The organism is Micromonospora radicis, assembly GCF_003583405.1.
In the GTDB taxonomy this organism is placed as follows: Bacteria; Actinomycetota; Actinomycetes; order Mycobacteriales; family Micromonosporaceae; genus Micromonospora; species Micromonospora radicis.
This window is the reverse complement of sequence record NZ_QXEC01000010.1, coordinates 1-12,216: the sequence shown is the minus strand read 5'-3', so window position 1 is coordinate 12,216 and position 12,216 is coordinate 1. Positions and strand designations below refer to the sequence as shown.

Below are 12,216 nucleotides of genomic sequence, written 5' to 3'. Positions count from 1 at the left end.
ATCCGTCCCAGACTCTGGACGGTGTGATCAATCTGCACTGGCCTTGCGTACCACGCCCTAACGTAGACTCAATAGTCCGTCAGAGGGCCGACGTCGTCCCGACCATGATCCACCCTGAACGACGACAGGAGGCCCGGTGGCCTTTGCGTACCCTCACCGCCCCCAGCCGGTGCCGCGACACGGCCAGGTGACGTCCCCCACCGGCCTCTACGACGGCGCCCACGAGCACGACGCCTGCGGGGTGGCCTTCGTGGCGGACCTGCACGGGCGGCGCTCCCACACGGTGGTCGCCAACGGCCTCGGCGCGTTGTGCCGGCTGGACCACCGGGGTGCCCGCGGTGCGGAACCGAACACCGGCGACGGTGCCGGCATCATGATCCAGGTGCCGGACGCGTTCCTGCGCGCGGTGGTGGACTTCCCGTTGCCCCCGGCCGGCGAGTACGCCACCGGTCTGGTCTTCCTGCCCGACGACGCCGCCGCCGAGGCCCGCGCCCGGCAGGTGGTCGAGAAGTACGCCCTGGTCGAGGGGGCGGAGCTGCTCGGCTGGCGGGACGTTCCGGTCGACGCGTCCGACCTCGGTGAGACCGCCCTGGCGGCGATGCCCCGGGTCCGGCAGCTCTTCCTCGCCGCGAACCGGCTCACCGACACTCCCGCCGGGCCGGCCGGTTCCCCGCTGCGCGGCATCGAGTTGGAGCGGGTGGCGTTCTGCGTACGCAAGCAGGCCGAGCGGGAGTCCGCCGAGCGTGGGGTGCCGGCGTACTTCCCGTCGCTGTCCGGGCGGACCATGGTCTACAAGGGGATGCTCACCCCGGACCAGCTGCCCGCCTTCTACCCGGATCTCACCGACGAGCGGGTGGACAGCGCCATCGCCCTGGTGCACTCCCGGTTCTCCACCAACACCTTCCCGTCCTGGCCGCTGGCCCACCCGTACCGGTTCATCGCCCACAACGGTGAGATCAACACCATTCGCGGCAACCGGAACTGGATGCAGGCCCGCGAGGCGCTGCTGCGCACCCCGGAGCTGCCCGGCAACATCCGCCGGGTCTTCCCCGTCTGCACCCCGGCCGCCTCCGACTCGGCGAACTTCGACGAGGTCCTGGAGCTGCTGCACCTGGCCGGGCGCAGCCTGCCGCACGCGGTGCTGATGATGATCCCGGAGGCCTGGGAGAACGACCCGGACATGGCCGCCGACAAGCGCGCCTTCTACCGGTTCCACGCCAGCCTGATGGAGCCTTGGGACGGCCCCGCCTCGGTGGCCTTCACCGACGGCGAGATCGTCGGCGCGGTGCTCGACCGCAACGGCCTGCGCCCGGGGCGCTGGTGGCAGACCACCGACGGGCTCGTGGTGCTCGGCAGCGAGGCGGGCGTGCTCGACCTCGACCCGGCCACGGTGGTCGCCAAGGGTCGCCTCCAGCCCGGCAAGATGTTCCTGGTCGACACGACCGCCGGCCGGATCGTGCACGACGAGGAGATCAAGACCGAGCTGGCCGCGGCCCAGCCGTACGCCGACTGGCTGCACGCCGGGCTGATCGAGCTGGACGACCTGCCGGCCCGCGAGCACGAGGTCTTCACCCACGACTCGGTACGCCGCCGGCAGCAGACCTTCGGCTACACCGAGGAGGAGCTGAAGATCCTGCTCGCCCCGATGGCCCGCACCGGCGCGGAGCCGATCGGGTCGATGGGCACGGACACCCCGATCGCCCCGCTGTCCACCCGGCCCCGGCTGCTCTACGACTACTTCCATCAGCTCTTCGCGCAGGTCACCAACCCGCCGTTGGACGCCATCCGTGAGGAGTTGGTGACCAGCCTGGCCTCGACCATCGGCCCGGAGGGCAACCTGCTCGATCCCGGCCCGGCCAGCTGCCGGCAGATCGTGCTGCCCTATCCGGTGATCGACAACGCGGAACTGGCCAAGATCCTCAGCATCGACGAGGACGGCGACCTGCCCGGCTTCAAGGCGGTCCGGGTCTCCGGGCTCTACCGGATCCGTGACGGCGGCGCCGGGATCAAGGCGCGGCTGACCGAGATCTGCCGGCACGTCTCCGAGGCGATCGAGGACGGCGTACGGATCCTGGTCCTCTCCGACCGGGACTCCAACGCCGACCTGGCCCCGATCCCGTCGCTGCTGCTCACCGCGGCGGTGCACCAGCACCTGGTCCGCGAGCAGACCCGTACCCAGGTGGCGTTGATCGTCGAGTCCGGTGACTGCCGCGAGGTGCACCACGCGGCGGTGCTGATCGGCTACGGCGCGGCGGCGGTCAACCCGTACCTGGCCTTCGAGTCGGTGGAGGACATGATCTCCACCGGTGCGTTGACCGGCGTCGAGCCGCGGGCGGCCATCCGCAACTACGTCAAGGCGCTCGGCAAGGGCGTCCTGAAGATCATGTCCAAGATGGGCATCTCGACCGTGTCGTCGTACTGCGGTGCGCAGGTCTTCGAGGCGGTCGGGCTGCACACCCGCCTGGTCGAGCGGTACTTCCGGGGCACGCCGAGCACGATCAGCGGCGTCGGCCTCGACGGCATCCACGCCGAGGTGGCCGCCCGGCACGCGCTCGCCTGGCCAGCGCCCGGCGCCACCGCCAGCGACCGGCTGCCCGTCGGCGGCGAGTACCAGTGGCGCCGCGAGGGCGAGCTGCACCTGTTCAACCCGGAGACGGTCTTCCTGCTCCAGCACGCCACCCGCAGCCGCCAGTACGACGTGTTCCGCACCTACACCGCCAAGGTCGACGACCTGGCCGCCCGGGCCGGTGCGCTGCGCGGGCTGTTCCGGCTGCGTACCGGCGAGCTGCCGCCGGTGCCGATCGAGGAGGTCGAGCCGGCCAGCGAGATCGTCAAGCGGTTCGCCACCGGTGCCATGTCGTACGGGTCGATCTCGGCAGAGTCGCACGAGACCCTGGCGATCGCGATGAACCGGCTCGGCGGCAAGTCCAACACCGGTGAGGGCGGCGAGGACGTCGACCGGCTGCACGACCCGGAACGCCGCTCGTCGGTCAAGCAGATCGCCAGCGGCCGGTTCGGGGTGACCAGCGAGTACCTGGTCAACGCCGACGACCTGCAGATCAAGATGGCGCAGGGGGCCAAGCCCGGCGAGGGCGGGCAGCTGCCCGGTAACAAGGTGTGGCCGTGGATCGCCCGGACCCGGCACGCCACCCCCGGCGTCGGCCTGATCTCGCCGCCGCCGCACCACGACATCTACTCCATCGAGGATCTCGCCCAGCTGGTGCACGACCTCAAGTGCGTCAACCCGGCCGCCCGGGTGCACGTCAAGCTGGTCAGCGAGGTCGGCGTCGGCACCGTCGCCGCCGGGGTGGCCAAGCTCAAGGCCGACGTCATCCTGATCTCCGGGCACGACGGCGGCACCGGCGCCTCCCCGCTGAACTCGCTCAAGCACGCCGGCACCCCCTGGGAGCTGGGCCTGGCCGAGGCGCAGCAGACGCTGCTGCTCAACAAGCTGCGCGACCGGGTCACCGTGCAGGTCGACGGCCAGCTCAAGACCGGCCGCGACGTGGTGGTCGCGGCGCTGCTCGGCGCCGAGGAGTTCGGCTTCGCCACCGCACCGCTGATCGTCTCCGGCTGCATCATGATGCGCGTCTGCCACCTGGACACCTGTCCGGTCGGCATCGCCACCCAGAACCCGGTGCTGCGGGAGCGGTACACCGGCAAGCCGGAGTTCGTGGAGAACTTCTTCCTCTTCCTCGCCGAGGAGATCCGCGGCTACCTGGCCGAGCTGGGCCTGCGCAGCATCGACGAGGCGATCGGCCGCACCGAACTGCTCGACGTCGCACCGGCGATCGAGCACTGGAAGGCCGGTGGGCTCGACCTGCACCGGGTGCTGCACCTGCCGGAACTGCCGGCGGGCGCGGCCCGTCGGGGCGTCCGTGCCCAGGACCACGGCCTGGAGCTGGCCCTGGACAACGAGCTGATCGCGCTGGCGCAGCCGGCGCTGCGCGGTGCGGGTGACGATGGGCAGGTCACTCCGGTACGGGCCGAGGTGGCGATCCGCAACGAGCACCGCAGCGTCGGCGCGATGCTCGGCGGCGAGGTCACCCGTCGGCACGGCGGCGCCGGGTTGCCCACCGACACCGTCGAGTTCACCCTGCGCGGCACGGCCGGGCAGTCCTTCGGTGCCTTCCTGCCGCGCGGGGTCACCCTGCGGCTGTACGGCGACGCGAACGACTACGTCGGCAAGGGGCTCTCCGGCGGCCGGCTGGTCGTCCGGCCGCACGCGGTGGCGCCGTTCGTCGCCACCGACGCCGCCGCGGGTGGCCGCGCCGAGGACCAGATCATCGCCGGCAACACCATCCTGTACGGCGCCACCTCCGGCGAGGTCTTCCTGCGTGGCCGGGTGGGGGAGCGGTTCGCGGTTCGCAACTCCGGCGCTTCGGCCGTCGTCGAGGGCGTCGGCGACCACGGCTGCGAGTACATGACCGGCGGCACGGTGGTGGTGCTCGGTCCGACCGGGCGTAACTTCGCCGCCGGCATGTCCGGTGGCACCGCCTTCGTCTGGAACCTGGACCGCCGCCGGGTCAACTCCGAGCTGGTCGACCTCTCCGCGCCCAGTGAGCAGGAGCGGGTCCGGCTGCACGAGTTGGTGCAGCGGCACTTCGCCGAGACCGACTCGGCGGTCGCCGAGGCGCTGCTCAAGCGCTGGCCGGAGGCGGTCGAGGAGTTCACCGCCGTGGTACCCCGGGACTACCGCCGGGTCATGGAGATCATGCGGGCCGCCGAAGCCGCCGGCCAGGACGTCGACGACGCGGTGATGAGCGCCCTCGCGGTGCCGGCCGCGCAGCAACCGCAGCCGGCGCCCTCCGACGCGTCGCTGCCGGTCCCGCCCGCAACGCGGGTGATCGCCCAGGAGGTGGCTCGTGCCTGACCCGAACGGTTTCCTGCGCTATCCCCGGCAGTTGCCGGCGCGCCGGCCGGTGCCCGTGCGGATCAGCGACTGGCGGGAGGTCTACCCGCCGGCCGGCGAGGAGCTGATCCGCGAGCAGGCCACCCGCTGCATGGACTGCGGCATCCCGTTCTGCCACGACGGTTGCCCGTTGGGCAACCGCATCCCGGACTGGAACGACCTGGTCCGCACCGGCAACTGGGACGCGGCGGTGGAGTCGCTGCACGCCACCAACAACTTTCCCGAGTTCACCGGCCGGCTCTGTCCGGCACCCTGCGAGGCCGCCTGCGTCCTCGGCATCGCCGGTGGCGACCCGGTGACCATCAAGCAGGTCGAGGTGGAGATCGCCGACGCGGCCGCGGCCCGGGGGCTGACGCCGCGCCCGGTGCCGCCACCGTCGGGCCGGTCGGTCGCCGTGGTCGGCTCCGGGCCGGCCGGGCTCGCCGCCGCGCAGCAACTGGCCCGGGCCGGGCACGCCGTCACGGTGTACGAGCGCGACGACGCGCTCGGCGGCCTGATGCGGTACGGCATCCCCGACTTCAAGCTGGAGAAGCGGCACATCGACGCTCGGCTGGCGCAGCTCGCCGCCGAGGGCGTGGAGTTCCGTACCGGGGTGGACGTCGGGGTCGACGTCACCGCCGAGCAGCTGCGGGCGCGGCACGACGCGGTGCTGCTGGCCTGCGGGGCGTTGCAGGGCCGCGACACCGACACCCCGGGCCGGCAGCTGCGCGGGGTGCACCAGGCGATGGCGCACCTGGTCGCCGCGAACCGGGTGGTCGCCGCGGCCGGCGCGGGTCGCCCCGCGCTGGCCACCCTCGCCGACGGTACGCCGATCGACGCGGCCGGCAAGCACGTGGTCATCATCGGCGGCGGGGACACCGCGGCGGACTGCCTCGGGGTGGCCCACCGGCAGGGCGCGGCCGGCGTACACCAGCTGGACCTCTACCCGCGCCCGCCGCGGGGCCGGGACGAGGCCCGCGACCCGTGGCCGACCTGGCCGTGGATCCTGCGCGAGTACGCGGCCCACGAGGAGGGCGGTGAGCGGGTCTTCGCGGTGGCGGTGCAGGAGTTCGTCGACGACGGCACCGGCGCGGTCCGGGCGGTCCGGATCGCCGAGGTGACCGTCGAGAAGCGCGACGGGCAGCGCATCCTCACCGTCGTGCCGGGCACCGAACGGGAACTGCCCGCCGACCTGGTGCTGCTGGCGATCGGCTTCGAGGGCACCGAGGAACAGCCGCTGCTGACCCAGCTCGGGGTGGCCCGCAACGCCCGCAGCGCGATCGACGCCGGGCCGGACTGGCAGGCCGCCGACGGGGTCTTCGTGGCCGGCGACATGCACCGGGGGGCCTCGTTGATCGTCTGGGCGATCGCCGAGGGCCGGGCGGCGGCCGCGGCGATCCACACCTACCTCGGCGGCACCGGCGCCCTGCCGGCCCCCGTACACCCCGCCACCCGCCCGCTGGCGGTGTGAGGAAGGAACCCTCCGGACGCCCTCGTGCCCAGCAGGGGCACCTTGTCCACCCGACGTACGCCCGGTCGACAGCGACCGGGCGTACGTCGTTGGTGCACCTCGGGGTATTCACTTCATCGGCGCGTTTCGATAGCATTACCGCCCAGTAACAACCCTTGGCCACGCGCGCGGTTCTCGGGCTCCACCACCACCCTCTGTGGAGGTCCGCCATGCCCCACCGTCCGCTGGCCCGTGCCCTGGCCGCGCTGGTCGCCCTCGCCACCGCCACCCTCGGTGCGCTGGTCGCACCCGGCGCCGCCCAGGCCGCCGCCCCCATCCACTACGTCGCCCTCGGGGACTCGTACTCCTCCGGCGTCGGCGCCGGCCCGTACGACCTGTCCACCTGCCTGCGCAGCCAGAAGTCGTACGCCCCACTGTGGGCCGCCGCCAACGGCGTGGCCAGCTTCCGCTTCCCCGCCTGCGGCGGCGCCGTCACCGCCGACGTGCTCGACAACCAGCTCGGCTCGCTCAGCGCCACCACCACCCTGGTCACCATCACCATCGGCGGCAACGACGCCGGTTTCGCCGACGTGATGACCAGTTGCCGGTTCGGCAGCACCTCCACCTGCACCAACGCGGTCAACCAGGCGAAGAGCTTTGCCACCGGTACGCTGCCGACCCGCCTCGACCGCACCTACGCCGCGATCCGGGACCGGGCGCCGAACGCCCGGCTGATCGTGCTCGGCTACCCGAGGCTGTTCGAGACCGGCTCGTGCGGCCTGCTCGCGATGAGCAGCTACAAGCGAACCATCCTCAACGAGGCCGCCGACGTGCTCGCCGAGGTGACCGCCGAGCGGGCGGCGGCGGCCGGTGCCACCTTCGCCGACACCCGACCCACCTTCGCCGGCCACGGCGTCTGTGGTGCCCAGCCGTGGATCCGCGACGTCACCGGCGTCATCGAGGCGTACCACCCGAACGCCGACGGCTACCGCCACGGTTTCCTGCCGGCGCTGAACGCGGTGACCGGCTGAGCCGAGCCGCACCGGTCGGTGGTACGCACCCGCGTGCCACCGGCCGCCGCCGGCCCTCCACTGTGCCCGCACCGCACCGCGCCGCACCGCCGCACCGCGGGGCGCCGCGCCGCGCCGCACCGCGCCGCGTCGCACCGCGGGGCGCCGCGCCGCGCCGCCGGCCGACACGTCCCGCGTCGGACACGTGCCCGCCCGGCCGCGGTCCGTTAGGGTTTCACCGACCAGACGACGCTCGGCGGAGGGGCAGAGGTTGGGCAGGCTCACGGCCGCGTACGGACAGGCGATCGCCGCCCACCGAGCCGCCCGGACCCACCTCGACGCCGCCCGGGACGCGCTGCGGGCGCCCGCACCGTCCACCCCGGCGGCCGACCCCGACCTGCTGGCCCGGCTACACCGGGTCGGCACCGCCCTGGCCACCCCCACCCCCGGCACGCCGCTGACCCGCCGGCCGGTGCCGGTACGCCTCGGCGAGGCGGTCACCGCCGGGGGCGGCTTCCCCGTGCTGGTGCCGCTCGGAGCCGGTCATCACCTGGCCGTCGACGCCGACGCCCGGAACCCGGCCGTGGCCGGGCTGTTGCGTGCGCTCGTACTGCGGCTGCTGGCCACCGCCGTGCCCGGCGGTGTCCGGGTGGCTGGACTGGACAGCGCCGCTCTCGGCGCGACCTTCGGTCCACTGCGGCCGCTGCTCGACGCCGGCGTCATCGAGGCACCCGCCACCAGCGACGCGGAGGTCGCCGCGCTGCTCGACGCCGCGGAACGGCACGCCCGGCAGGCCCGCCAGGCCGACCGGCCCGACCAGGACCTGCTGGTGCTCGTCGCCGCGTCGGTACCCTCACCGCGGGAGGCCGCCCGGCTGGCCGCGCTCACCCACGCCGGCCCGGCCGCCGCCGTCTGCGTCCTGCTCGCCGGCTGGCCGGCCGCCGGACCGGGCGAGGCGGCACCGCCGCTGGGCGGCACCACCCCACTGCGGATGACCGACCGGTACGCGCGGGTCGGCGACCCGCCCGACGCCCCGTTCAGCGCCGACGGCAGCGGCCTGGCCGCCCCGGTGATCCTCGACGGCGACCCACCACCGGCCTCGGTCGCCGCCCTCGCCACCCACCTCGGCGAGGCCGCCCGTCGGGGCGCGGGCGTCGACTTCGCCGACCTGCTGCCGCCGCGGCGGTGGGCCGGCTCGGCCCGCGCCGGGCTGCGCACCGTGGTGGGCCGGGCCGGCCGGGAACCGTGCACCGTCTCCTTCGACGACGCCACCCCGCACTGGCTGGTCGGCGGGCGCACCGGCGCCGGCAAGACCGTGTTCCTGCTCGACGTCCTCTACGGACTGGCGGTCCGTTACCCGCCCACCGAGTTGCAGCTGTACCTGCTCGACTTCAAGGAGGGGGTGAGCTTCACCGAGTTCGTCCCCACCGGACGTGACCCGTCCTGGCTGCCGCACGCCCGTGCGGTCGGCATCGAGAGCGACCGCGAGTACGGCGTGGCCGTGCTCCGCGAGTTGCGCCGTGAACTGCACCGCCGGGCCACCGTGTTGAAACGGCACGGCGTCACCAAGCTCGCCGACCTGCCCGCCGACACCGCCGTGCCGCGGATCGTCGCCGTGGTCGACGAGTTCCAGGTGCTGCTCGCCGGCAACGACCCGATCGCCCGGGAATCGGTGAACCTGCTGGAGGAGTTGGCCCGCAAGGGCCGCTCGTACGGCGTACACCTGGTGTTGGCCAGCCAGAGCACCACGGGCATCGAGGCGCTCTACGGTCGGGCCGAGGCGGTCTTCGGGCAGTTCGCCCTGCGGGTGGCGCTGCCCGGTGGCGGGGGAGTGCTCGACCCGCTCAACGACGCCGCGGCCACCCTGCCGGTCGGCTCGGCGGTGCTCAACACCGCCGCCGGTGCACCCGGGGCGAACACGCTGGTCCGCTTCCCCGACGCGTACGCCGCCGCCGGCGAACTGACCCGCCTGCGCCACGAGCTGTGGCAGGCCCGCCCGGCCGGTGCCCGGCCACCGTCGGTGTTCCGGGGCTACGAGACTGCCCGGGTCGAGGACGACGCCACCTTCACCGGCCTGCGCCCCGGCGGCCGGCGCCCGCTGGCCCTGGTCGGCCGGACCGTCGACGTGGACGGCACCACCGCCCTGTTCATCATGGACACCGCCCCCGGCCGGCACCTGGCCGTGGTGGGCACCTCGCCCACCGGCGCGGAGGTGCTGCGCGCCGCCACCCTGAGCCTGGCCCGGCAACACGCCCCCGGCGAGGTGACGTTCCTGCTCGCCCCGCTGGTCGCCGCCGCCGACTCGGCCGCCGACGACACCCTCGCCGCGTTGACCGCCGCCGGGCACCGGGTCGAACGCCTCGACACCGCCGGGGTACGCGCCCACATCGGCACCCTCGCCAGCACCGCACCCGGGTCCGCCGGTCCACCCGTGGACGACGGGCCCGCGGGTCGGTCGCCCGGCTCGACACCGGACCGTAGCTACCTGGTGGTCTTCGGGATGGACGCCGCCGCCGGGCTGCTCGCCGAGACCGATCCGGCCACCTTCCGCTCCGGCCACGACGACCTGCGTACCCTGCTGCGCCAGGGCCCGGGTCACGGGGTGCACCTGCTCGGCTGGTGGCGTGGGCTGCGCCGGCTCGCCGACGACCTCGGCGGTACCCAGAACCGCGACGACGTCGCCTGCCTGGTCGCGCTGAACGTGCCCGGTGCCGACCTGGGCCTGCACCTCGGGGTGCACGATCTCGCGTACACCCCTCGGGCCGACCGGGCGTTGCTGGTGGACCGGCACGACCAACGGGTCCGGTTGATCGTGCCGTTCGCGCGCGACGAGCACGGCACCGACGGGCAGGAGTGACGTGTCCACCTTCGACGAGTACGCCGCGCTGGCCCGGCACCTGGCTGCCCAGCAGCGCGCTGACGAGCAGGGCGCCGCCGCCGAGGCCGACCGCCGTCGGGATCTCGGCAGCACCGTGGAGTACCTGGACCGGCGCCTGCTCGCCCAGGGCCAACGCCTCGACCACCTCGGCCGGACCATCGGCGCCACGGCGCCACCCACCGACGCGCCGGTCTCCGCCCCGCCGGGTGTGCCGGTCTCCGCCCCGCCGGGTGTGCCCGCGCACCATGCGGCGGGCGGGCCAGGTACTGCCGGTGCGCCCGGTGCGTCGGATGCGCCCGCTCCGCCCGGTCCGGTGGGTGCGCCCGGCGCGGTGGGTGGTACGTCCGGGATGGCCGGTGCGGGCGGCACCGCGGTACCGGGAACGGGGTCGGACGGCGGCGCAGCCGCCGCGCCGGGGCGGCCGGTGCTCGGGGCGTACCCCCAGGTGGGTGTGGGGGAGACGGACCGCGCACTGCCGGTGGCGCTGAGCGCGACGGCGGCCGGGGTGCCGGCGCAGCGGGCCGCCGAGGTGGACCCGGCCACGGAGCTGGAGCTGGCCCGGCGCTGGGCCGACGAGGCCGACCGGTACGCGCAGCAGGCGCAGCTGCTGGCCCAGCGGCCGGCGCTGCTGCCGACCTGGTCGCCGATGGCGCGGGCGGTCACCGTCTACCTCGGCTTCGCCGCCGCCTCGGTGCTGCTCATGCTGGTGCTGGTGCTGGCCTCCGGGGTCGGCGTGGTCAGCGGATGGACCCTCTACTCCTGGATGTGCGCCGGCCTACCCGCGGTCTCGCTGATCGGTGGCTGGTTGGTGCTCGGTCGGTGGGGCCGACCCGCGGCCGGTGCCGCCACCCCACCCCGCTACCCGGTGCTCGGTTTCCTGCTCTGCTTCCTGGCCGTTCCCCTGGCCTACTGCGGATACCTGATCCTGGTCCGGACGATGCGATGAATCCACTTCGGATCGTGGTACGTTCCGGCCCCGGTCGGCACGGTTTCGTGCCGAGATCCGTCTCTTCGAGCCCTCGGGAGGGTGTGTGAGTGCGGCGGAGATGATCGCCAGGCTGGCCGCGGCGGCGCAGAAGTTGGACGAGGCCAAGGCGAAGACGGCGGCTGCCGCTCAGGACGCGGCCGAGGCGCGGCAACTGGTCGCGGGCGCGTTGCAGGGCGTCGCCGCCGGCCCGCTGATCAACATGATCGACTCGTACCGGCAGGCGCTCGCCCAGGCCGCGCAGGGCGGCGAGCCCGCCCGGCAGCACGTGCAGGAGACCATCGCGAAGGTACGCGCCCTGGGCAACTGACCACTGGGAGGCAGGAATGCGTGACGGCGGGATGCTGGACGGGTTCCACATCGCGGTCGTACCCGACGAGGTCGGCGAGGAGGTGTCGGACTTCGCCACCGAGTGGGAGGACGTGCGGTTCACCACCCGGGTCTGGGAACGGCAGACGGCCGACGGCTACCGGGTGGACCTGCGGGTGCACGTGCTGCGCGGGGAGCGGCTGGGCGATCTCGACGCGCTGCGCGCCTTCCTCGCCAGCTATCACGAGCGGGATCCGGACGGTTGGCAGCTGGCCGAGTTCCCGCACGACGACGGGGCGGGCCTGGTGGGTGACGGTCAGGCGTTCCGGCTCGCCGAGCCGGGCGTGGCCGTGCACGTCCTGGTCGACCCGGAGCTGATCCACGGCGACGTGCTGCTCGCCGTGGCGCGTGGCGTGGGCCGGCAGCCGGAGCCGGCCGGGTAGCCACCCGGGTCGAGCGGGCGGTGCCGGAGCGTGGACGCAGCGACCGGTCGCAACGTGACCCGATGGCCGGCGCGGTCGGTCAGCCCACCGTCGTCCCGGCCCCTAGACGAGTAAGTCCTAACTCGGGGCGGGGCTGCGGGCGCAGCGAAGGTCTAGCTAGGTCGTGTCTCGAAGTCGGGTGCGGCGGGCCGGTGATCGATAGACAGCATTGGATGATCCGCGCTGGCGCCGTGGCTGGCAGCCCCGGGGA

The 12,216-nt window shown here is 73.9% G+C and carries 7 protein-coding genes; all 7 read left to right on the top strand.

Annotation, left to right across the window (positions count from 1 at the left end):
• Positions 1 to 136 precede the first annotated feature (136 nt).
• Complete coding sequence (gltB, locus tag D2L64_RS12345; RefSeq protein ID WP_119575530.1) at positions 137 to 4,873, top strand: glutamate synthase large subunit; 4,737 nt, start codon at positions 137 to 139, stop codon at positions 4,871 to 4,873.
• Positions 4,866 to 6,362, top strand: a complete 1,497-nt coding sequence (locus D2L64_RS12340; RefSeq protein WP_119575528.1) for a glutamate synthase subunit beta — start codon at positions 4,866 to 4,868, stop codon at positions 6,360 to 6,362. Before gltB ends, D2L64_RS12340 begins: the two co-directional genes overlap by 8 nt.
• 209 nt (positions 6,363 to 6,571) lie before the next feature.
• Positions 6,572 to 7,372 carry an SGNH/GDSL hydrolase family protein gene (locus D2L64_RS12335; protein WP_119575526.1) on the top strand — a complete coding sequence of 267 codons (801 nt, stop codon included), beginning with the start codon at positions 6,572 to 6,574 and terminating at the stop codon, positions 7,370 to 7,372.
• Positions 7,373 to 7,622: 250 nt separating this feature from the next.
• On the top strand, positions 7,623 to 10,208 hold the full coding sequence (locus D2L64_RS12330; RefSeq protein ID WP_119575524.1) for an FtsK/SpoIIIE domain-containing protein: 2,586 nt from the start codon (positions 7,623 to 7,625) through the stop codon (positions 10,206 to 10,208).
• Position 10,209: 1 nt separating this feature from the next.
• A complete protein-coding gene (locus tag D2L64_RS12325; protein WP_119575522.1) occupies positions 10,210 to 11,175 on the top strand; it encodes a hypothetical protein in 966 nt (321 codons plus the stop codon).
• An 85-nt stretch (positions 11,176 to 11,260) separates the two neighbouring features.
• Positions 11,261 to 11,524 carry a DUF6244 family protein gene (locus D2L64_RS12320; RefSeq protein WP_119575520.1) on the top strand — a complete coding sequence of 88 codons (264 nt, stop codon included), beginning with the start codon at positions 11,261 to 11,263 and terminating at the stop codon, positions 11,522 to 11,524.
• A 16-nt stretch (positions 11,525 to 11,540) separates the two neighbouring features.
• A complete protein-coding gene (locus D2L64_RS12315) occupies positions 11,541 to 11,966 on the top strand; it encodes a hypothetical protein (protein WP_119575518.1) in 426 nt (141 codons plus the stop codon).
• The last annotated feature ends 250 nt before the right edge of the window (positions 11,967 to 12,216 follow it).

What these genes read in the sequence shown, in the direction of transcription:
- D2L64_RS12335 (WP_119575526.1), top strand. Translation starts at nt 6,572, where the DNA reads ATGCCCCACCGTCCGCTGGCCCGTGCCCTGGCCGCGCTGGTCGCCCTC.
- D2L64_RS12315 (WP_119575518.1), top strand. Translation starts at nt 11,541, where the DNA reads ATGCGTGACGGCGGGATGCTGGACGGGTTCCACATCGCGGTCGTACCC.